The sequence below is a fragment of the Paenibacillus sp. RS8 genome (assembly GCF_041956825.1).
GTDB lineage: Bacteria > Bacillota > Bacilli > Paenibacillales > Paenibacillaceae > Paenibacillus_AQ.
Window position 1 is genome coordinate 3609152 of sequence record NZ_CP168131.1, and the last position, 24098, is coordinate 3633249.

14 protein-coding genes and 1 pseudogene are annotated in these 24098 nt (G+C 42.3%); 9 read left to right on the forward strand and 6 right to left on the reverse strand.

Annotation, left to right across the window (positions count from 1 at the left end; genetic code table 11):
- Window positions 1–9 precede the first annotated feature (9 nt).
- From serC to ACDZ28_RS17500, 3 genes are all read left to right on the forward strand, one after another.
- Entirely contained in the window at window positions 10–1098 is a 1089-nt protein-coding gene (serC, locus tag ACDZ28_RS17490) for a 3-phosphoserine/phosphohydroxythreonine transaminase (protein ID WP_076119239.1), read from the forward strand.
- Window positions 1099–1221: 123 nt separating this feature from the next.
- Window positions 1222–1686 (forward strand): tRNA (uridine(34)/cytosine(34)/5-carboxymethylaminomethyluridine(34)-2'-O)-methyltransferase TrmL, encoded by a 465-nt coding sequence (gene trmL / locus ACDZ28_RS17495; protein ID WP_042125678.1) that lies wholly within the window; start codon window positions 1222–1224, stop codon window positions 1684–1686.
- Window positions 1687–1810: 124 nt separating this feature from the next.
- Window positions 1811–2065, forward strand: a complete 255-nt coding sequence (locus ACDZ28_RS17500; RefSeq protein WP_039871533.1) for an AbrB/MazE/SpoVT family DNA-binding domain-containing protein — start codon at window positions 1811–1813, stop codon at window positions 2063–2065.
- Between the two features lie 251 nt (window positions 2066–2316).
- On the opposite strand, the gene ACDZ28_RS17505 is transcribed toward ACDZ28_RS17500, so the two are convergent.
- Genes ACDZ28_RS17505 through ACDZ28_RS17515 form a run of 3 tightly spaced genes read right to left on the reverse strand, consistent with a single transcriptional unit; the run spans window position 2317 to window position 3994 of the window.
- The gene (locus tag ACDZ28_RS17505) at window positions 2317–2514 is read right to left on the reverse strand and encodes a hypothetical protein (protein WP_375105465.1); all 198 of its coding nucleotides are present in this window, start codon (window positions 2512–2514) and stop codon (window positions 2317–2319) included.
- A gap of 14 nt (window positions 2515–2528) precedes the next feature.
- Window positions 2529–3590, reverse strand: a complete 1062-nt coding sequence (locus ACDZ28_RS17510; RefSeq protein WP_375102369.1) for a phosphodiester glycosidase family protein — start codon at window positions 3588–3590, stop codon at window positions 2529–2531.
- Complete coding sequence (locus ACDZ28_RS17515) at window positions 3587–3994, reverse strand: hypothetical protein (protein WP_042125682.1); 408 nt, start codon at window positions 3992–3994, stop codon at window positions 3587–3589. Before ACDZ28_RS17515 ends, ACDZ28_RS17510 begins: the two co-directional genes overlap by 4 nt.
- Before the next feature lie 282 nt (window positions 3995–4276).
- Between ACDZ28_RS17515 and ACDZ28_RS17520 the strand changes: the two genes are divergently transcribed.
- Window positions 4277–4933 (forward strand): response regulator transcription factor, encoded by a 657-nt coding sequence (locus tag ACDZ28_RS17520; protein WP_042125683.1) that lies wholly within the window; start codon window positions 4277–4279, stop codon window positions 4931–4933.
- Between the two features lie 139 nt (window positions 4934–5072).
- Window positions 5073–6290, forward strand: coding sequence for a PLP-dependent aminotransferase family protein (locus ACDZ28_RS17525; protein ID WP_042125685.1), 1218 nt, complete (start codon window positions 5073–5075; stop codon window positions 6288–6290).
- Between the two features lie 939 nt (window positions 6291–7229).
- Here the strand turns inward: ACDZ28_RS17525 and ACDZ28_RS17530 are convergent.
- Window positions 7230–8159, reverse strand: a complete 930-nt coding sequence (locus tag ACDZ28_RS17530) for a DUF2161 family putative PD-(D/E)XK-type phosphodiesterase (protein WP_076119249.1) — start codon at window positions 8157–8159, stop codon at window positions 7230–7232.
- A gap of 193 nt (window positions 8160–8352) precedes the next feature.
- On the opposite strand from ACDZ28_RS17530, the gene ACDZ28_RS17535 reads away from it, so the two are divergent.
- On the forward strand, window positions 8353–10248 hold the full coding sequence (locus ACDZ28_RS17535) for a PrkA family serine protein kinase (RefSeq protein ID WP_042125690.1): 1896 nt from the start codon (window positions 8353–8355) through the stop codon (window positions 10246–10248).
- A gap of 119 nt (window positions 10249–10367) precedes the next feature.
- On the opposite strand, the gene ACDZ28_RS17540 is transcribed toward ACDZ28_RS17535, so the two are convergent.
- On the reverse strand, window positions 10368–11228 hold the full coding sequence (locus ACDZ28_RS17540) for an AraC family transcriptional regulator (protein WP_042125692.1): 861 nt from the start codon (window positions 11226–11228) through the stop codon (window positions 10368–10370).
- 268 nt (window positions 11229–11496) lie between these two features.
- Here ACDZ28_RS17540 and ACDZ28_RS17545 point away from each other — a divergent pair, with 268 nt between their 5' ends.
- From ACDZ28_RS17545 to ACDZ28_RS17555, 3 genes are all read left to right on the forward strand, one after another.
- A complete protein-coding gene (locus ACDZ28_RS17545) occupies window positions 11497–18888 on the forward strand; it encodes an endo-alpha-N-acetylgalactosaminidase family protein (protein WP_375102370.1) in 7392 nt (2463 codons plus the stop codon).
- Between the two features lie 188 nt (window positions 18889–19076).
- Entirely contained in the window at window positions 19077–19967 is an 891-nt protein-coding gene (locus tag ACDZ28_RS17550; RefSeq protein WP_076119408.1) for an AraC family transcriptional regulator, read from the forward strand.
- Window positions 19968–20439: 472 nt separating this feature from the next.
- A complete protein-coding gene (locus ACDZ28_RS17555; protein WP_375102371.1) occupies window positions 20440–23424 on the forward strand; it encodes an S-layer homology domain-containing protein in 2985 nt (994 codons plus the stop codon).
- 70 nt (window positions 23425–23494) lie between these two features.
- Here ACDZ28_RS17555 and ACDZ28_RS17560 read toward each other — a convergent pair.
- Window positions 23495–24079 (reverse strand): annotated as a pseudogene (locus ACDZ28_RS17560) (SpoVR family protein); the annotation flags it as partial.
- Window positions 24080–24098: the final 19 nt, after the last annotated feature.

Consider the following 24098-nt stretch of genomic DNA (forward strand, 5'->3'; position numbering starts at 1 on the left):
GGAGTAGTTTTGAATAAGAGAGCATACAATTTTAATGCCGGACCGGCAGCATTGCCGCTTACGGTACTGGAACGCGCACAAGCGGAGTTTGTTGATTTCCGAGAAAGTGGAATGTCTATCATGGAGATGTCGCACCGTGGAGCAATCTACGAATCCGTGCATAATGAAGCGCAGGAACGTCTGCTTTCGCTCCTCGGCAATCCGAAGGGCTATAAGGTATTGTTCGTACAAGGTGGAGCAAGTACACAGTTTGCTATGATTCCTATGAACTTGATCTCTGAGGGCCAAGTAGGTAGTTATGTAATGACAGGAAGTTGGGCTGATAAGGCTTTTAAAGAAGCTAAATTGGTCGGGGGCGCTCATGTAGCCGGTTCTTCAGAAGATAAGAAATTCGTAGCGATTCCAGAGTTAAGCTCGATCAAGGCTGCAGATAATGCGGCGTACCTTCATGTAACTTCCAATGAGACCATCGAAGGAACGCAGTATGCGGAATTCCCAGATGCTGGTTCGATCCCGCTAATTGCAGATATGTCTAGTGATATTCTATGTCGTCCAATCGATGTAAATCAATTTGGAATGATCTATGCTGGAGCTCAGAAGAATCTAGGTCCTTCCGGTGTGACTGTGGTTATCGCTAAAGAAGAATTGCTTGCAGAATCACCTTCTAACATTCCAACAATTATGCGTTACAGTACTCATTATAAAAATAACTCTCTTTACAACACACCTCCATCTTTCTCTGTATACATGGTTAACGAAGTGTTAAAATGGATTGAGGAGCAAGGCGGTCTAGCCGGCATCCAATCCAAGAATCTTGAAAAAGCGGGTCTCTTATACGATCATATCGATGGAAGTGACGGCTTCTACAGTGGTGTTGCTGAGAAGAGCAGCCGCTCCATTATGAATGTTACCTTCCGGATGCAATCGGAAGAACTCGAAAAACGGTTTGTTAAAGCTGCTGAGCTGGAAGGTTTTGTCGGCTTAAAAGGACATCGCAGTGTGGGTGGCTTGCGCGCTTCCATTTACAATGCAGTTCCTTACGAAAGTGTTAAGGCACTTTCTGATTTCATGAACCATTTCCGGCAAACTCAAGGTTAATGAACTCTATCGTAAACCTTCCGCCTATGGGTGGAAGGTTTTCAGTTTGTTTGGAGAAGCTATGGTTATGCACTAGAATAAAACATCTGGCTATCAAGCCTTTAGAGAGGAAGGAACCATATAATGGCACTCCATATCGTATTAGTTGAACCGGAAATCCCGGCCAATACTGGAAACATCGCGCGTACCTGCGCAGCAACAGGCACTCATCTTCACCTGGTTCGCCCACTCGGATTCCGTACAGATGATGCTACATTGAAAAGAGCAGGATTAGATTACTGGCATGCCGTTAACATTGAATATCACGATTCTTTTGCTGAAGTGCTCGAGAAGTATAGCGAGGGACGTTTCTTTTACGCAACAACGAAAGCTGAGAAGAGATATAGTGATTTTGATTTTCAAGATGGAGATTTCTTTGTCTTTGGTAAAGAAACGAAGGGGCTTTCTGCTGAAATTCTGGAAGCCGGAAAAGAAACAAAAATGCGCATGCCAATGAGTGATGCCGTGAGATCGCTAAATTTATCGAATTCTGCGGCTATTATTGTATATGAAGCCCTTCGACAGCTGGATTTTCCGAATCTTGTTTAGAAAAAAGACAATTTTTTTGTTTTTTTCAGCAGGATTCGACATTTTAATAACGAAATATAATGAATGAGCCGAAATAAATAGTAGCTACAAATTATTAGTTGAACAGGAGAGGTGTACGTTAGATATGAAACCTGCTGGTGTAGTTCGCAAAGTGGATCAGCTGGGTAGAATTGTTCTGCCTAAGTCCCTGCGTAAAAGGTATCAGATGAATGAAGGCGACCCGGTTGAAATTTTGGTACAGGGTGACCATATTATCCTGGAGCGCTATCGTCCAAAATGTGTTTTCTGCGGATCAATGGAAGGTGTAAGTGAATATAAAGATCGTTATATTTGCGCTGCATGCCTCTCAGAAATGACCCAATTGCCGAGACACGCCTAGGAAGTACATATTTACTCATTTAGAATTCGACGGCCTATAGTTTTCTAAATAAAGAAACTGCCCCATTCGTAGATATCGTCTACTTTATGCGGCAGTTTTTTTATACAAAAAATGCCTCAGAAGCCAAGAGCCTCTGAAGCATTAGTATAAATATAAGAATTTATATAGATTTCACACCGTAAATTAATCGTGCTGGTTTTCGCAGAAACGGGTACCGCCCCAAAAAGGACGGCAATACCGTTTCTTCTTGCTTATAAGCCTTTTGTTTTGTCGTCGTTGTAAGATGAGGTAAGGATGCCGACCATAAATAACACAAATACGAACGTTACGATCCAAAAGGTTAATGAGAACGACAAACTGGCACCTCCATTAGCAAATGTATTCGTTATCAAGATTATAACCTGCAAATCAATAAAAATAAACGCAAATGTGATATGTTGCATAGACATTTTAATATAATCATTCAAAAAAACAGGAAATTAGTCGGTACAGCTCTAAGATTTCCGTCCGAAGGTTTGTTGACTACTCTTCCGTTGAAGATAAGTGATGATGATCCTCCACCGTCCAGATTATAAGCATCCATCACGCCCATGTTATATAGCTTGTTCTGAATTTCCTCTAATTGTGCTCCAGAGCTACCTAGCTCATTATAGCCATCTGCTACAAAAATGAGAAGCTGATCATCCTTATAATTACCGATAACTGTACGTGGCGCCCGATTGGGGGAGGTTTTCCACTTTTCAGGGATGGGCACTTTGATGTTGTTCTTCAGTAGAACAGGCACAAAGGTTGCACCGAATACGGGTTCAAGTTGATCTAACTGTGCGCGACTGTAGAATTTTCCGCCGATTAACTGTCCGGACTTGTTCAGTCCTACGAAGCTGAGGTCCTTGAAGGTCGGCTCGAAACCATTGAGATACTTTCCATCAACCACAGTCGTGCTTAACGGGTAGCGTTTTCCGGATTGATCTGCAAAACCGCCTGCATTAATACCAGCAATGGCTCCATTACGCTGTACGGCATGCATAGTTGTTTCCGCACCGGAGGCTGTCTCCGCCAGGCTCATCTTCATAGCGGTCGGATCCTTCAGTTTGATTTTCAAAGCATAAGCTTTGTAGTTTCCTGGATTCAATCGATATAACTCAACTCTAATACGGTCGCTGCTAAGGATCTCAGAAGGGATTCCAAGCTTGGCAGAAATCCGGCGGTTATAGATAAGCTCAGGACGGCTAGCTTGCGTCTGCGCTGTTTCAACCAGCTTATTCATCACAGCAGTGGTTCCTTTATATAGCTTGGCGCTGGCGCTGATTGCATCTATGGTGTAGGATACAGTGCCTTCAGCTAGGGCTAAATCTTTTTTTAGTATGGCTGTTTCATTCAACGGCCCTGACATAGGTGTGAATTGTCCTACATCAAGATCCAGCTCGATCGGTGGTCGATACCACCACATACATATCAGTAAACCTAGAAAAGGTGCGGTTAGAAGCAAAAAGAAACGGTTTACTCTTTTGACAGGCGTCATCATTTGATCAGATCCATTTGTTTCTTCAAAGCTTCTAACTGTTTGTTAACCTCGTTCAATTGCGTATATAGCTTATTACTATTATCTGTCTTGGCACTAGCATTATCTTTAGTGAAGGTTAATAGTTCGTTAAAACTTTGCACAGTATTCTGCAATTCCTTCACCTCTTCGGTCAGAACGGCAATTTTTGACTCATAGTCGGTCTTCAGGACGGTAAGCTGCTGCTGGCTCTGAGTGCTAAGTTCGCTCAGCACCTGCTGCTTCAAATGGTTCGTGTAGCTGTAAACAGCATATACACCAATTCCAATCATCACGATCCAGAACAGTAAAAACCATTTTACGGAAGGGCCGCTTCTCACAGCAGCACGGCGCGAGTGTACCGGGGACGTTTCCGCTAGCGGTTGCATTTGATCACCTCGGGTTGGTCTTTTTTTCAAGTCCCCATTCTATCAGACTTTGACTAGTTTCGCAAAAATGAAAGAGAGTGTGAAAACTAGAAAAAGTAATTGCATCCTATTAAACTACTGCGATACAATTTCTATAGATTGGAATTCTGATAGACGTACTCAAGGTAACCAGCTAGAGAATAAACGGACAAGTCATCATACTTCCTTGCTTGCGTTTAAACCGGAAACGCTGCGGCGCTTTCCTTTCTGGATGATTATATAAAGCAGGGGGTCTGGGCATTAATGATGAAGGTTTGGCAGGTGGTTATTGTGGGGTGTCATCCTACAAGTATGCTGGGGACGAAATTGATTTTGGAAGAGGGAGGAGAGCTTAAGGTTCTAGGAATGTATTCAACTTGGAACGAAGGCGCTTCCATCGTAAGGGAAAAGAATCCCGAGCTAGTGCTGGCAGATTATCATATGCCTGAAGGTAATATTGAGAGCGTGCTGTTAAATATGAAAAAAAGCTCACCAAACTCACATTTTGTCGTGATGACAGATGAAGACGGCAGGGATCTGCTTCAACCCCTCATAGAGCTGGGAGCGAGCGGGATATTCTCCAAAGGAGCTTCTCCTAATCAGCTTTTACAGCTGATCCTGGGTTTGCGAGTGGGTTTTCTTTCAATGCCGCTAGAATGGATAGAGAAAGGATCCTGGCCGATTTCGACATCTAAAGGACTGGATGATGTTCTTCAATTGACGCAGACAGAGATGTTTATTATGGAGCGAATCGTACAGGGGATTACCTATGATAAAATAGCGCTCGAAATTGCAGTAAGTCGTCGTTCGATTGACAATTACTTGCGCAAAATTTATGTGAAGCTTGATGTTTCGACGCGAGCGCAAGCCATTGAGAAATTTGCTCTCTTCTCAAGACAAAACAGGCAAATCTACGCATAACCCAAGCTATACGACATAATGACGGTAAAGGTGGAATATTCTTGAAATAGAAGAAAGCATATCATGTTGAATGGATAATTGTCCTTGGAAGAGGATCACCAAGCCATTTCTACTTGGTACTAGGGAAGGGGGATTTCGCATGCTTTACCAATTTTCTGCTCGCGCACACACACTGCTATCGTCACCGCTTCTAAGTATTCGCACCCAAACACGGAGAAGCTCCATGATATCGCTTGCTGAAGAATTACCAGCGGAAGAACTGTTCCCGTTATCGCTGCTTGCCGAAGCAGCCTCTACGGTGATATCTGCAGATGCAGGGGCACTTCAATATGGTGATCCTGCAGGGTATGGTCCACTTCGGGAGTGGCTTGCCGGGGATTGGCTCAGAGAAAAGGGGGTAACTGTTACTGAAGGTGGAGTTCTGCTAACAACGGGGAGCCAGCAAGCGATTGATTTGTTATCGCGGGTGTATATTGATCCGGGAGATCGCGTATTGGTAGAAAATCCGACATCTCCAGGATTCTTGCAAACTCTTCGGATGCAAGGCGCCATTATTATTCCCGTAGAGGGTGACTTGGACGGGCTTGATCCAGATCATTTGCGGAGGCAAATTGAACTGCATAAGCCAAAGATGCTGTTCGCAACACCAAGCTTTACGAATCCAAGCGGCATCCTATGGAGTTTAGAGAGACGGCGTGAGGTGCTGGATCTTTGTATCGCCTATAACATCCTGATTGTAGAAGATGACTCATATGGTGATTTACATTTTCAAAAGTATGGTGAACCTTGGGCCACAAGATTTCCATCTTTGTACGCACTGGAAAATATAAGTGACGGCGGACACGTATTATATATCGGTTCGTTCAGCAAGACCGTCGCGCCCGCGCTGCGGACGGGCTGGGCAGCAGGTAGCCGGGAAGTGATCGGGATGATGGCTGCGGCCAAGCAGATGGCAGACTGGCAATCGAGCGCATTAAATCAGCGGCTCTTGCATCATTTGTTGGATGTGACCGCTTTTGATCTTCGCGAGCATATTGCGCAGCTGAATCGAGAATATAACACACGGCTGAAGTTGATGGTGGAGCTGCTTAAACGTCCAGCTTGGAAGGGAAGCTCCTACGATCTGCCGTCAGGAGGCATGTTTCTTTGGGTATCTCCGCCGGAGGGGATGGATGTTATGGCACTGCTGAAATGTGCGCTGGGTAAGGGAGTGGCATTTTTACCGGGACCGCTATGTAGTGTGGATGGGAGCGGAAATCATATACGTCTTAACTTCAGCCATCCCGGCCGGGATGAGCTGCTGCTCGGCATGAATTTAATGAGCGAGGCGGTTAAGGAGTTCACGGCTCGGAGTTAGATTGATGTGGTTGTGAATGAACGGGATGGACTGACAGACGGAGAGACCGGTGAGACTGACGGGATGGGACTTACGGGCGGATATAAGGACAGACATTAGGATTGACGGTGACGGAACGTAGGACTGCTCGAAATGACCATGAATTTTACATCTGGCAGAAGTGAAGTATCGTATGAGACTATTTTTAGGGAAATCCTCCTTAAAACTGGCCAATACGAACTCTGAAATGGAGCTTTTAGGGAATTTCTCCCTAAAAAAATTAAGGTAAACCCTTTTTGTAGGCAAATCTGGCGAAAATCAGGGAGGATTTCCCTGATTTTCGCATTATAGCGCGTAAAGTGAAGATTTTTAGGGAGGATTTCCTTAATTATTGAAGATTTAATATTAGTGGTGTTGAATGTAACATCAGGTTTCAAAGGTGAAGGTTTCAGCATTAGCAGCATGTTAAAGTAATAATAGAGGAAATAGTAAATAAGGGTTGTGCTCGAAAGTGTAATAAGCTAATTAAAGTATAGCTTAGAAGAGCTGGACGAGGTACTTGCTTGTGATACTAATAAGAGATGAAGTTGGTACGAAATAATTATAAGTGTGATATGGATGTTATGTGTCACAGTTACGTATTGAGATACGAATACGAATTATGATAAAAATGCAATACGAACATGACATGTATGACAACAAAAGTGATATGAGTGGAATACGAACGTGGTATGAAATTAAATACTAATGTGGCAAGATTGGAATACCTAAAAAGCATCCCGTAGATGGGATGCTTTTTGCGTTATTTAGACATTGTTACGTGTGAATTAGAATAATACGTATAATGACCAAGTAAAAGATTAAATCAGAGTAAAGCTTAGAGCTGAGTAAAAGATTGAAATTCGTGTAAAAGATTTGAATTGAAAGAAGTTTTGCTAAGGATAGGCAAGAAAATTAATGTTAGTGATTGCTGTCATTGGAGGCGCCGCCAGTTATAGCGGCGTATTCCACTAGCGCGGCCTGACCGGCTGGGGTCAGGGTATAGCGCCCACGGCTGACACGGTGGAACCAGCCGTAGTAGTTGTGCTGCAGCATAGCGGCGGCGTTCGGTACGCCGCTACGCTTCCGCAGCTCGGCCGGCGTGATCCCGGCCGAGCGTGCGCTTGAGGCAGCGCTAGGGGCACCGCTTCGCGTGCCAGCCGCCGCTGCCTCCCGTGCTGCCGTGTCCCCGGCAGCACGCCCCTCCGGCGCTGAGCTCAGCGCCGGAGCCTGTGCAGCGGTGCTCGCCGCTGCACGTTTGCCCGCTGCGAGCGAAGCCTTCGCAGCGGCCTTCTCGGCAGCGACGGCGGCTTCCGCCTCCGCTGCTTGCAGAGAAAGCGCGACACGCAGCGCTTTCTCGCGGTAGGCCGTCACGAGCTTAACGCGCGTGCTGCCGCCGGTGTTGTAGTCTCCGCTGCGCTCGCGGAACTCATAGAGCAGACGCTCGCGCCGCCGCTTGTTGCTGCGCTGGGCAGGCGGCGTCTCGTCCGGCTCGACGAGCACCTCGACCAGCGGTGCCTTGGTCTTATAAAAAACAACGGTGATCAGCCCGAGACCAAGACGGCGACAAAGTCCGCTAAGCTCGCCCCAGCGCTGGTTCACCGCCCCTTTTTTATCACGGACACGTTCCACTGCGAGATAGACCGTAGGGCTGAGCTTCAGCCGTTCCACCCCTTGCAGCAGCAAGGCCAGGTTAAACGATTTTTTCATCTCTACGATTAGAGGGTGCTCTAAATCCTCACGGATCCCCACCAAATCACAAGTCCGAACCTCACCCTTGATGCTGTATCCTTGCTTTTCAAAAAAAACCTTTAAAGGAGCATACAGCTCCGTTTCATGTCGTACCGCCATAGTGTCACTCCCGTAGCCCATTATTTTCGGGTTTCCATTAAGGTTTTACTGCGATTTTATGATTCTCTATTATAGCACAGCAAAAAAGAGGTCAACTATTCCGCGCTTGCCGCATAGGTATGTAATACACTTTTTAACGCTATAGGAGAGCAAGTAGGAGAGCAAGTAGGAGCGCAAGAGGAGGCAGCGAGCAATGGATATTTTTGAGCGAATAGCTTCGTATCGGGCTGAGAACGACCGTTTGGCGTGGAGCGGGACCTTCAAGCAGTATATAGAAATCTTGAAAAAAGACCCCTCTCCCGCTAAAACCGCTCACTCCCGCGTTTATGACATGATTAAGTCGCATGGCGTAGAGGACATAAACGGACGCAAACGTTATAAGTTTTTTGAACAGGAGATTTTTGGACTGGATCGTGCCGTCGAAAAGTTAGTCGAGGAATATTTTCATTCTGCAGCACGTAGACTCGATGTTCGTAAACGGATTTTATTATTGATGGGACCTGTCAGTGGGGGGAAATCGACCCTAGTCACGCTGCTTAAACGTGGTTTGGAACAGTACTCGCGGACAGATGCGGGTGCGGTATATGCAATAGAGGGCTGCCCGATGCATGAGGACCCGCTACATTTGATCCCCCTGGAGCTTCGTCCAGAGATTGAAAAGGAACTCGGTGTGCGTATTGAGGGCAACTTGTGCCCTTCCTGCCAGATGCGGCTGAGAAATGAATATGCAGGAGATATTGAGCAGGTTAAAGTGGCTCGTGTCATTTTGTCAGAAGAAGAGCGGGTAGGGATTGGTACCTTTAGTCCATCCGATCCGAAGTCGCAAGATATCGCCGATTTGACAGGAAGTATCGACTTTTCGACCATTACTGAATTTGGTTCGGAATCCGATCCACGCGCTTACCGTTTTGACGGAGAGTTGAACAAAGCTAACCGTGGGCTGATGGAATTTCAAGAAATGCTCAAATGCGACGAAAAGTTTCTATGGAACCTGTTGTCACTGACGCAAGAAGGCAATTTCAAGGCTGGTCGATTCGCACTGATCAGTGCGGACGAAATGATCATTGCGCACACCAATGAAACCGAGTATAAGTCGTTTATTTCTAATAAAAAGAATGAAGCACTCCAGTCCCGTATGATTGTTATGCCTGTTCCGTATAACCTCAGGGTATCGGAAGAGGAAAAAATCTACGCGAAGCTGATCGCTCAGAGTGATATGAATCATGTGCATATTGCACCGCATGCGCTGCGTGCCGCTGCGATTTTCTCGATCCTGACCCGTTTGAAAGAAAGCAAAAAACAAGGCATGGATCTGATCAAAAAGCTCCGCATGTATGATGGTGAAGAGGTAGAGGGCTACAAAGAAGCAGATCTCAAGGAAATGCAAACGGAGTATTTAGATGAAGGTATGTCCGGAATTGATCCGCGGTATGTTATCAACCGGATTTCCAGCGCTTTGATCAAAGGTGATCTGCAGTGCATGAACGCACTGGATGTGCTGCGGGCAATTAAAGACGGCCTGGATCAGCATCCATCGATTACTAAAGAGGAACGGGAGCGTTATTTGAACTTCATCTCCATTGCTCGTAAGGAATATGATATTTTGGCAAAAAGCGAAGTGCAAAAGGCCTTTGTCTACTCCTTTGAGGAATCTGCTAAGACATTATTTGAGAATTATCTCGATAATATCGAAGCCTTCTGCAATTGGTCCAAAATCCGTGATCCGCTTACGGATGAGGAAATGGAGCCGGATGAGCGGTTAATGCGTTCGATTGAAGAACAAATCGGTATCTCTGAGAATGCGAAAAAAGCGTTCCGTGAAGAGATCCTGATCCGGATTTCCGCTTATTCACGCAAAGGGAAGAAATTTGAGTACAACAACCACGACCGCCTGCGGGAAGCGATTGAGAAGAAGCTATTCACTGATCTCAAAGATATCGTCAAAATTACCACCTCGTCCAAAACGCCGGATGAAAGCCAGCTCAAACGGATCAACGAGGTATGCGCCAGACTTATTGACGGGCACCATTATTGCCCAATTTGCGCCAATGAGCTGCTGAAGTATGTGGGAAGCTTGCTGAATCGGTAAGCATCAGGATGAACATTGGGTAGTAAGAATAACAGATATACAATGAAAATGAGCTGTGCTCGAAGTCGATTATGACGGAGCAAGCTCATTTTTTTTGTTATATAGATATAATTATTAACCTATATATCTTTCGTACGAAGATTTTTATATTCCTTTGGAGTAACGCCGCTGTATTTTTTAAATACGGTTGAGAAGTATTGTGCACTAGAAAATTGGAGTTTTGAGGATATTTCTGTGATGGAGAGTTCTGTATTACATATGTAATTCATGGCTTTATCAATTTTTGTGATACAAAGATAATCGTTCACTGATATATTCACGTATTGTTTGAAAATTTTCGATAGGTATCGGGTAGTTATATTACAGTTGCTAGCGATATCGTCTAGTGTGATATTGTTTTCTACATTTTGTCTAATGAAATGGATAGCTCGAATTGCTATGGGATTATTTATTCTGAATACTTTACGAACACTTTTTTCAATCTCGCGAGATAATAGAAACAGTAATTCGTAGATATAAATATTTGCTAGCGACTTGTGGTACATATTTACTTCAGTATTTACTTCTTCGCAAATACGATCCACACATGAAAGAATCTGTTTCGTATATGGATGGAAGGTATAGGCTATATGTCTATCTGACATATAATGTAAAAATCTGATATATTCATTTACTTTGGGGTCTGCTGCAATAAAGTTTTCTGGAGAAAAGTGAACTTGTAGGAAGACGGCTTCTTGATCTGATTTTACATGAAAAGAGTGAATCATATGAGGGAAGATGACCATTATTTCACCTTTATGAACGGTAATCCTCTCACCATTAATAATGATGTCACATTCTCCTTCTTTCATTAAACAGATTTCCAGATTCTCATGGCAATGAGGTCCAAAAAAATAACCTGGTTTCAAGGTGCGCTCTAATGCATTATAGATTAATTCCTGATCAGACTCATGATATAAGAGATCAACAACTCGGTTCATAATAATCGCCCCTGATAGTATTCAGACATTTGTGTCAAAATTCACCACTTATTATCACTCAGTGTATCATTGAAACTATTAACATTCCAGAACTAATGTGGGGCGTATGGGTAGAATAATAATTGATTTTAGTTCTGTATTTCAAACGGATTTTTCAATATTGGTTATATTTTGAAAGTATAAATCGAATAAAATTGTTAAAATCAAAAATGTGTTTGAAAGCGTTTTAATTTATATCCAATAGACTATTATAAGGGGGAAAGGTACGATGCGAAAAAAGGTTGCGAAAAAGATTTATCGATTCATGATTTGGATGATGATTTTTTTAATGGCTACAAGTCAATCAATCATATATCCAAGAAGTACGTCTTATGCTGCTGAAGGAGAAATTGGTGATTCGTTAAGTGCAGTTCACGAACAAGTAATTAAACGTATTTCTCCAACAAATGTTCAAACTTCCGTTGGTGAACCACCAGAACTCCCTTCGGTAGTACAAGCAGTTTACAACGATGATTCCATCGGCGAAGTAATGGTTAGCTGGGATGAAATCGATCCTTTAAGTTATGCGAAGGTGGGCACTTTTAACGTAGAGGGAAATGTTAAAGCCTCGGATGTCAAAGCAGAAGCGACTATTACAGTAACGGATTCACAAGAGGGTACAATTGAAGAGGCGAACATAGAGGACTTCTTAAATGACATCAAATTAAATGTTCCTGAGGGTCAAGGGGCAGTATCGTATACGAATAATTATCAGTCAATGGAACCGGAACTAATGACGTTCGTTAAAGGAGCAGGAACAACTTCTGTAAATAATGGACTAACCATTGCGATAACTAAAGTGGATGGCGGTGGAGCCATTGCAACATGGGATAAAGCTCCATGGCTATCTGCCGGAATTATTGATACAACGATGCGCTATACAAGTTCAGTTTCAAGTAATGTTGGTTTTGTTATAGGATCAAATGATACGAATCAAGGGGTGTCTATCCGTTACGATGCCAATACAGATTGGGTAATTCAAAGTCCGGATGGTTCAGGTAATTGGGAAGTATTCGAGGGTCCTGAACTGAAAACAGATATAGATTATCGAATACAAATCGGCTTTCATGGTACGAAGCTCGTGGTTATAGTAGACGGAGTGACATACTACAATAAGGATACGGATTTATTGAATCAGTCGACAGGGATTGGTCAGGTAGGTCTATATAAACGTTTTGCAACAGGAAATGTCTCTATTAAAGAGTTACGTATTGCAGGTGTAGGTACAAAAGATAAACCTTCAAATGTCATTGATTATGTACAAGACTATGAAGATCCTAATTATATACCTCATTGGTCAGGTTTAAATGCTCAAGTAGTGACCGATCTTACGGGAAATAAAGTTCTTTCTCTGAAAAAAGGATCAAAAGAACGAGGTGTAGATCTAGATTCCCCACAAATTCAAGAGGGTACACTCTCGTTAGATTTCAAGCTGATTAATCCAGCGAAACTAGGTAGCGGTCAAGGCTTTGCGTTTGGTTTTAGAATGAATGAAACGGCGAGCATATTCAATGAGATTGGGGTTGACCCTAGCATCTGGATACCAGAGTCTAACTCGGGTTGGGGAAGTAAATTAAATATTCCTTACCCGATCCAAGGCAGATGGAATAATCTCATGTTCAATTTTAAAGGGAAAACAATCACGGTATTTTTGAATAAAAAGGAGATCGGTGATATTACTTTTGCGCAATTCTCAGAAGTAGCTGGGTACTTCGGTCTTCGAATTCGAAGTACGGTAGAATTGCAGATAGATAATATACACTATACAAATCAGATCATAAAACCCAAACAAATTATTCAGTATAGTAATGATTTTCAAGACAGTATAACAGGCGACTGGAGTAACGGTGCAACGTCTACCATTATTACAGAAGGCAGCAACCGAATTCTAAAGTTATCTGGTCTGAACGGTGAAACATGGAATACTGATGCTCCGCTCCTACAGAGTGCGACTTATATGGCTAGTGTGAAACCTACGAATACCAATATCGGATTTGCTATTGGTAACAATGCTCTAATTACATTTGATGGTGCGAAATGGATTTTGAAAAAGGGTAACACCATCATTGATTTTGTTGCATCTGGTACTAGTACTAGTAGTTCAAATCCTAAACCTTTCGTCTGGAATAAAGTGGGTTTACAATATTCCGACTCCTCTGTAACCCTAAGCATTAACGGGGCTGAATTGTATGCAAGCTTACCGGCAGGACAGCAATTCGGAGAAGGACGTTTTGGGGTTGTTGCTCAGGATACCATATATATCGATAATATTCTTTTTACCGAAGAGTTTATGGATATGAATACTTCTACACAAACGGACAAAATGATTTACGAGGAATATTATGAAGGTAATTCTCAGCCTAATTGGGATGGGTATCATGCGACACCGCAAGTTATAGATGGATATTTGACAGGGACTATTGATGCTGGAGCAACTGCTTTTAATAGAGATATAACAGCAGTATCAAATGGGATCTATCAAGTGAAAATGAAGAGTGATGGTGAAGTTGGTGTTAAACTGGGCAATATCACCATATATCAAGAGAGCGCGGGAAAATGGAAATATCAGTTGGAAGGTAGCGAAGCTGCCATTGGCAATACTGATGCCATTGCAATAAGCAAAGATTATATTTTACGTGTGCAGGTCATTGAGAAGGAATTAAGCCTATATATAAATGGAGTATTGGTCGGTAATGTACCAGTATCTGCATATTCCCCAGGAGCATTTGGCTTATATAACACAACTGATGCTGCAATTAAGGTGAATGTAGATGCAATAACCGCAGAAGAAATCAGAGTATACCAACCAAATTATTCGGCACAGAATTGGGGCTCTCTGGATAGTAGTAATCCGGTGGTAGAGAGTAACGGAGATGGTCAAATTCAATTGAACATGCCAGGTGTAGCACTAGCCGTGGATAAGGATAGCCCTAAATTGATGGATCAGAAGGTTACTTTTGATTACAAAACAAATGTAGACGCTGGAGCAACTGGTGGGCGATATGGATTTATATTAAGAGGATCCACGGATAATGCATATGTATCGGTTAATCATGACATTAACGGCGTTTGGAAATTGTTTGCAAATGGAAACGAGGCTACTTTCTCAAACTCATATGAGATGCTAGCCGATACACTTTATCATATCGAACTTCGTTTAGTAGGAACAACCATAAGCTTCAAGATTACGGACCCCGATGGCGTGACAACGGATATGGGATCGGTATCTGAAGAAGAAATGACTATGCAGCCAGGTTGGCTTGGACTTCGATCTTGGTATGGAAGTAAAAAGATGACAGTGAGCAATGTAAAGATGGTAGAGCTAGAGTCACTACCTAAGCTTCAGGTTGCCTCAGAGACAGATACGATCACTAAAGATGGTTTAAACGTTACAGTATATAAAGATTTCCCGGGTATTGTTGAATATCAAGTTGATGAACGTAAACTACAGGCTAGCGAGGAGCAAACGAATAGTCTGAAGATCAACAATATGGATTATGTGCCTCGCACCATATCTAATAAAGAGAGCGATAGTAAGTATCAGTATACAATGATGATTGACGAGATTGGTGTTGTCATCGAAGCACATATTGAGGCGAAAGCGAATCATATCGTACGTTTTGAAATTGATAAAATAACTGAAAAACCGGATGGGTTTGTTGTCCGTTCGATTCAAATTAACAATTCTCTAATCCATGTGAATAGCGCTATGGAAAATGCAACGTATGCATGGAGTAAATCGGATGGAGCATGGCACGGATTAACAGAAGAACTGGTCGATAACATGAATCTTATGAAACAGAGTAGCGCTTCAGGCGTTACGATGGCTATGGTGAGCGGAAATGGCTTGGGAGCATCGATTGAAGACAATGTAATCAGCGGTGGCAATAAAATGATTGTGACCACGGAAAAGAAACCACTTGTCAATAAAGTGACAGTGAAGCCGGGTACTTGGACGTATCGCCATCTTCAAAGTAATGAAACGGAAGAACTGCCTTGGTATGAGGTAGTTGTGACAAATGATCGGAATAATGACGGTAAAACAGATTGGCAGGATGCAGCTGTTGCTTATCGGACGAATATTTTTAAGGAGCCATTTGGTGCTCGGGATATGCAGAACAATATGATGTACATCGCATTCAACTTTGCTAGCCAGGCAAATGATCCTTTCTTGAATTCGTTGGATATGGGTAAAATTCTGTACAATTATACTGATGGCTTTGGACAGATGATTCTTCATAAGGGATATCAGGCAGAGGGCCATGATGATGATATTCCATCCTATTCCAACATTGGTGTGAGGCAGGGTGGATTGGATGAATTAAACTATCTCATCAATGAGGGCGATAAGTATAATCTTAACGTGGGTGTTCATCTCAATGCAACAGAGTATCAACTTGATGCTAACGAACTGAATTATTCCAACTTAAATGGAGCATCATCAAAAGGGCCGACAGTAGATAGGCTTTCCGGAGGTTGGGATTGGATTGATACGTCTTATTATGTTGATCAGACGAAGGATGTCTTGAGTGGGAATCTAGAGTCACGGTTCAAAAACTTATTTAATCTGACGAAGGATTCTTTGAGCCCGAATGATCCTACATTAGACTTCTTCTATATTGATGTGTATACAGGCAATGATTACAATGCCTATAAATTGCTGCAATACGCTAATAATCTTGGACTAAAAGTAGGAACGGAATTTGCCGGCCCATTAGAGCCCGGTGTGGATTTTGTTCACTGGGGTCCAGATTTAGGATATCCGAATAAGGGGAATTCTAGCATTCTATCAAGAATAGTGAAGAATAATCTAGATATTTTCGTTGGAAATGCCTTATTCAAAGGACAAAAAATACCAGGTGTGACAACGTGGGGAGATTCCAAACCGGATGTACAGCAAGGTGTAACTGTATTCTTTAACGAAGTATTACCTACGAAGTTCATGCAACATTTTGGTGTTATGAAATATGAAGAGGATAAAATTACGTTTGATAACGAAGTGATCTCTAAGAGAAATAAATTAACGAATATGATTGAGTTATCTAAAAATGGCAAACTTATATCTTCTTGGAAAGATACGGGGACGACAACAGACGAATCAGAGCGTCATACTGGTGAAGCGAATTCGTTAATTCCTTGGGTTTGGGATATGAAGACCAATAAGATCTTGGGTGTAAACGAAGGTGCAAGACTATATCACTGGAATACAACAGGCAACGCGACAACTTGGCAGTTGACGGATGAATTTAAAGATGTGAGCCAATTCAATATGTATGAGCTGACACAACAAGGCAAAGTGTTAGTCGATACAGTTGTTGCTCATGATGGATCTCTCACGATAAATAAGGCTAAGAAAAATACACCTTATGTGCTTTATCCTACATCAGCGGATGCTCTAGTATTGGTCCCTGCTGCAACAAATTGGGGTGAAGGCAGTCTTATTAAGGATTTCGCCTTTAATTCTGAGCAATTGAATGTTCCAGGTTCCTGGACAGCTGATGATCTAAGTAATATTACAATCAAGACAGTGCAAGGTGATCGCGAATACGATACCAGCAAAGAAATGAACAAATCGAATTGGAATAAATACGCTGAGGTTGGAAACAAAGCGGGTATCTTGTCTCAGGAAATTAATGGACTACAGCCTGGTGAGGATTATACTGTCGGGGTGTGGACTCAGACGGAGAAAGGAAGAAAATCTTCTCTGCAGGTTACAATTAACGGTAAAACCTATTCTAATCATGTGACAGGGCAGGACGGTATCCATAACTCATCCTTCAAGTATGTCGATACAACATGGCAGAGAATGAATGTTGAATTTAAGGTTCCTGAAGGTGTTACTACTGCAACAGTGAAGTTGCTAGCTGATTCAGGAGTTGGTACTGTACAATTTGATGATGTTCGTATTTGGAAGCATACGTCAGTGGAGAAGGATCCTACGAATAAAAATTATGTTGTGTATGAGGATTTCGAGAATGTGTATGAAGGTTGGGGTCCATTTGAGTATGGTGGTGGGTCTAGACAAATTCATATTGCAACTGACCAAAGTAATCCACACGATAACAATCCTATCGTTCAGGCAGCTGAGAACAAAGTTGGTCCTGTGATGACTTGGGTTCTGAATGGTGAAAACTCGCTAAAAATGAATGAAACAGATGTGGGTAAACTCATTAAAACAAACGAATCTAGCGTGAAATTGAAGCCAAATAAAGAATATGAGTTAGGATTTATCTATACTTCAGAAACGAATGTTGGTTATGAAGTGTCGGTACAATCACGTTCTTCAAAAGAGATTGTATTAAAGGAAACGCTAGGTAATTTAACCAATCCAGGCAATAAAGCTGGAGAAAATGGCGGTTATATCACATTCAAGCAAAGCTTTACAACCGGTAATCAGGATGATTATCAAGTAATTTTCAAAATGATTACCAAAGGTTCGGGAAAAGCTACATCTGATTTTGCTTTTATTCTAGATGATTTTTATATTAAGGGAAGTAATCTAGACATCTCTAAAGATCTTCTTCAACAAACGATTACCGATGCAGCAGCATTAAAGAGTTCAGATTATTCATCTGAAACCTGGGCAATCGTTGCGGCTGCTCTGGATAAAGCGGAGAAGATTCTGAAGGATCCTAGCGCTACGATTACTTCACTAGATGAAATGCGAGTAGAGCTTGAAAATGCGATAAAAAGTCTTGAATTCGCTCTTAGCATTGTAGCTATAGAGGATGTAAAGATTGAAACCGAAGTTGGCTCCGCGCCGAAACTGCCTGCGGAAGTAACTGTGACCCTGAGCAATCATACGATACAGAAAACGTTGGTTGTATGGGATGAGATTCATTCTTCGAGTTATGCACAAGCGGGGAGCTTCCAAGTAAAAGGCACGGTTGCTGGGACTGATATGAAAGCAATAGCGATTGTAACGGTCAAAGCAAAGGATAGTAATCAATCAGAGACAGATCCTGGCAATGTTTCTAACCCAAGTTCTAATCCAAGTTCAGGTGCGAAACCGGAGGCAACTCCAAATCCAGGGACTGGTTCAGATCAAGGATCTGGAATCAAACCTAAATCCTTTATCGATACCGTGGGCCACTGGGCAATTAAGGATATTGAGGCTTTGGTGAGTAAAGGTATCCTGAAGGGGATAACAGATCAGAATTTTGCTCCGGACAAGACGATTAATCGTTCTGAAATCGCAGCGATCCTGGCACGAGCTCTAGGTCTTGAAGTAAAAGGGTCAACATCATTTAAGGATGTGCCGCAAGATAAATGGTACAGCGATAGTGTTATTGCTACAGCAGATGCTGGGTTGCTTAAAGGGTATGTAGGTAATTTGTTTGATCCGATGAAGCCTCTAAGCCGTCAGGAAATGGCAGTTATTATGGCAAGAGTGCTTGAATTGAAGGGGAAATCACCTAAAGTATCAGATGCTACGCAAGCTGTACTAGCTACGTATATAGATGCGGATCAGGCAGGTATATGGTCAAAGCAGGCATTGGCTACTTGCATCGAATTGGGTCTAATCCAAGGGACCCCTGATCATAAACTCAATCCGAAGAGTAATTTGACTCGTGCGGAAGCTGCAGTCATGATCAGCAGATTATTAACGTATTTAGGTTAGGAATATTCAATCGAATTGGTAAAAGTGAAAAAGGGATGTAGTGGCTTAATCAGGCTGCTTCATCCTTTTTTTGCGCTTATTAAAGAGAAAGAAAAGGGGTTGAACATAGCTCAGCAAAACAGGAACAACGATCCTCACATCCAGTTGATATAATGAAATCACCGTACGGGGGAAGGTTGGTGCTGCACTTGAATTACAGTAAAGATATAGAGAAATGTGTTGAATATATTGAAGCTCATATCAAAGAAAATATTTCAGTAGAAGAAATAGCCGCTGAGGTCGGATATTCGGTGTATCATTTTTGCCGAGTGTTTAGCCTATGCAAGGAAATGTCCGTGATGGAATATGTGCGGAGCCGGAAGTTATCTTTAGCGTCGCTTGAATTATTTGCCGGTAAAAGGATCATTGATATCGCGCTGGACTATGGTTTTGAGACGCAAAGCGGATTTACTAAGGCCTTTCGTAAGGCTTTTGGCTATAGCCCGACACAATATGCCGCACGGATGGACGGATTTACTAAAGGAACAACACTATTTGAAATCGGAGGTTTTATAATGAACCCTGTTATTGTTCGCAAGCCTGCTTTTAAGGTCGCTGGTTATGGGATTCAAACCAATGTTGCGGGAAGTATGTACACCAAGGATATTGCTTCTTTTTGGAGCCATTATGAAGGTGAGAATCTGGAGTCCAAAATGTATAAAATACTAAACCCGCCTAAACACGGAGAGGTCGGTTTGTGTATTCCTTCTTCGGATAATGGCAATGCCACCTATCTTCTAGGTGTTATTGTAGAGGACTACTCCAAGGTGGAAGAGGATATGCTGACGATGGATGTACCGGAAGCTGAGTATGCCGTGTTCACAACCCCGCCAGTGGATACTTCAACGGATACAGAGCAAATACAGTTTGCACAGGTTATAAAAAGCACTTGGAAGTATATCTTCGAAGAATGGTTTAAGGACAGCGGCTACGTCTATGATGACAGTAAGCTGGATTTCGAATTCTATGACGAACGCTGCCATTCGCGGCCGGATACGGTGATGGAGATTTATGTTCCTGTGAAAAAATCTACAGAATAATTTGAACGAAATAAAAAAGCAAAGGGAATGGCTCCTCGGTGACGACAGCAACTACGGGAATGTTTGGACTTTCGGTCGCTGTTGTCTCCAGATGTTCTTGATTTTTACCGCTTATGCGGATAACATCCGAAGACAAAGGCGAGCGCTACGCTCCTACAGTTCCAAACTTCCCCTACGTTACTTTCACCTCAGCAGCATTTGCTATGTTCTAATTATTCAGTCGATACGGGGTGTCGACATAAGAAGGTCCGCAGCGGGTTATACGCTGCGGGCTTTTTAACGTGCTAATAATACAAGCATCTGGAGCGGATCTAATAGACAAGAAAACAAACATATCATGATCGACAAAATAAGACACCTATGTAAAAAACAGTATGATATGATCGCTATGAATTCTCTAGCACTATTAAACTAATAGTTAAAGGATTAGAAGTATCTGTAGTTCATTTTATACATAAATAGGAGGAGTAAAGTGATTACTAAACAGGTTTTATTAAAGAAAACTATCGTATTCATGCTTATTGTTTGTCTTACCTCATTACCTTTAGGTACAATTTTCGCAAGTAAGGCTTCTGATATTCAAGGGACTTGGGCTGAAGCGCAAATTACGAAATGGATGGAGAAAGGACTCGTATCAGGTTATCCAGACGGGGATTTTAAACCGGATCATTCGATTACAAGAGCTGAATTGGTTGTGCTAATCAATAAGTCTTTTGGATTTGTTAAGACAGAGGAGCATTCTTTTAAAGATGTAAAAGCTTCAGATTGGTATTATTCAGGTCTTTTAGTGGCGAATGCGGCAGGATACATACAAGGTTATTCAGATGGTTCATTCGGGCCTAATAAGAAGGTCACACGACAAGAATTTGCGGTGATTATTAGTAAATTACTTGCACTGTCCTCTTCAGATTCAGCTAATAAGTTTAGCGACACATCAGCTAGTCCTGTATGGAGTAAAGGGGCTATAGGGTCTGTATACGATAAAGGAATCATGTCGGGATATTCGGATAATACCTTTCATCCAGAATCCTTTGCTACTCGTGCAGAGGCTATCGTAATCTTGGACAGATCCTTAACGATCAAGAATGAAGCTTCTATAGGAAGCCTCTCGTACGATACAGCGGGTACTTATGGTCCTTTAACAGGGAATGAGAAAGTAAGCGGAGACGTAGTCATTAACTCTCCTAATGTAACTCTAAGAAACATGACGATCACGGGTAACTTATTACTCGCAGAAGGAATTGCCGAGGGAGATGTATTGTTAAAAGATGTCACGGTTAACGGTATTACTACGGTTAAAGGTGGGGGAGCACACAGTATTCATTTTGAGAATGCTAGACTAACCTCGGTGATTGTTGATAAGAAGACAGGGACGATTAGAATTGTTGCTATTGGTTCAACAGTTATTGAGAAGCTCCAGGTTCAATCAGCGGCAACCATTGAAGCTGCTAATGGAGTGAGTATTCAAACTTTGATTCTTAACGCGAGCACGAATGTTATAGGGACTGGGACGATTGTTCATGCAATAATAAATGCACTCGGAATTATTATGGAACAGGCCCCACGTAATTTAGAGGTAGGAAAAGATGTACCCTCAAATGTGAACTTAACTATAAATGGTATACTTCGAGCAGCATCAACGCCTACACAGACTCCTGCAGGAGTAACATCTGGTTCTTCTGGATCGTCAGGCGGATCGGCACCGGGTGGATCGTTACCAACAGCTGAGCCGGCATCAACCGAAACACCGGTAACTACACCAACGCCAACACCTATTGTATCTCCATCACCAACGCCAATGCCGACATTTACACCTGAAGTGACACCACCAGCACCAACAAGCACGCCGGGACCAGAGAATAATGTATTTGGGACTGTTACACGTGCAGATGGTAAAGAATTATTTAAAAAGGGCACTCTTTATTTAGTTAAAGTTCAAAATGGTATCAACATTGGTTACGAAACAAGTGTAATTGACGGGAAATTTGATGTTAAACTGCATGATGGAGATTACCAAGTTACAGGAATTTCTGATTCGAACTCATCTGAATGGATTTCGTTGTATTATACCTTTAAGGTTTCTAATGAGCAGCCTAATTCAAGTTCCCTTGATATTGTAATTCCAAAGGGACATGAAGGTAGTGTTAAATTTCAAGATGGTACATCAATAAGTAATGGTTCGTTATCTGTTTCAAGGATAGATCCTTACTTATCTGTTAATTTCAATGCACGAATAGTCGAAGGGAAATTTACTTTGTACTTACCGGATGGGAATTACCTAGTGAATAATCAGATTAATAATGAAACCCAAGAGCAAATTTCACTAAATTATAACCTCAAGATTGTTAATGGTCAGATCGAGCCAAGTCAACTTGCCATAGTGATTCCTCCTAAGACTACTGGGACTATCGCTAGGGCAGATGGAGCAGTTGTATCTTCGGGAACACTGATGGTGCATAGAACAGACACTCCTGAGGTTCAAGGTTATTTCGCACAGGTTCGCGAGGGAGAATACAGCCTGTATTTGCCTGACGGTAACTACCAGGCAGATAGTTTTTTCGTCAATAATATCGCTAATAGAATTTCAATAGATTATAAGTTCAAGGTGATTAATGGTAAGACAATCCCAAGTCCGTTGGCAATTACGATACCTAAAGCATATGTTGGTAGTGTTCAAAATGCGGATGGAAGTGTTATAACAAATGGACTTATAACCGTATATAAGACTAATGTTGATGGTTCCCAGTCCTTTTTCACTGCATCTATTTACCAAGGGAAATTTACACTATTTTTGCCTGAAGGTGCCTATCAATTAAGCTATTTGTCTAGCGGCATAGAAGAAATACGGATAAATTATTCTTTTATAATAGCCAATGAACAACCTGAACCGAATCCACTGAATATTATAGTGCCAAAGAAGTATACGGGGACCATTAGTTCTGAGGGGGGATCACAGGTAAATGGATGGCTCGGCCTTGTTTCTACTAGTTCCGAGAAGCCTGCTACTAAATATTTCTTCCAAGTAAAGAATGGAGAATTTAACCTTTACTTACCGGAGGGTTCTTATGAAGTTAGTACATTTACTGATTTGAATCAAAATCAAACACCGCTAAGCTTTCCTATTACAATAGGGAAGGAGCAGACTAGTCCGATTTCAATCCATATAGCATTACCTCAAAAAAATATTACAGGTACTTTAACCTATTCAGATGGATCGAACTTAGCGGACGGATTGTTTTTTGTGAATAGTACGGAGTCGGGATCTACTTTTCAGTTAACAGTTTCAATTATTGATGGCAAATTTGATTTTTATTTACCTGATGGTAACTATAGAGTAATGTCCCATTTAAATTTAACGGACAAAATATCCACCTTTATCGGAACTAATTTCACGGTTATTGATGGGAAGTCTAACCCGGGTCCAGTCGTTATAGTAGTACCCTTGCCAGAGTGGTAATAACATAACAACAATAATGAAGAAGGCCCACAGAGTACTGACGCTCTGTGGGCCTTCGTTAAGCTAACCCCTAAATAAACTTCCGCTGTACTTTCTTGCCATCATACGAAAACCTAGCCTTTTTGTCCTCCACGACGGTCTGTAAATGAACGGTCCGACCCCATAACGAATAGATATGCGGGAGCGTGCGCTCCAAATACTTCAGATCCAGCTCGATACTTTCGTAGCGGTGGGTTATAAATAATTCCCCATTCTTCTCAAAGTCAGCATCCTCTATGACCAAGTAAGGAGACCCGCCGTTGACGCGGGCAAGAACCAGTTGATCCCGTACATTTTCCCATGCTTTGTCGGTGATTTTCCATTCCGGCCCTTTTTTCTCAAAAACATAAAGATCGAGGTCGTTCACCAGTTCCTTGGACAGATAACTGCGGATAAAAGAGGTATCGGATTCCAGCTCGCGTACCTCAAATATTTTCTCGCGGTCCCAGCGGCGTTCGATGTCTTCGAAGATCTTCAGCCCCAGATAGTATGGATTCAGGCTTTGCCGTGAGGGCTGCACGACGGAGGAATTCAGTTTAGCATATTCTACGGTTTCCTCAACGGTTAGATCCAGTTCGCGGACGATACGCTGATGCCAGTAGGAAGCCCAGCCTTCGTATTGCTAAGGTGCTTGA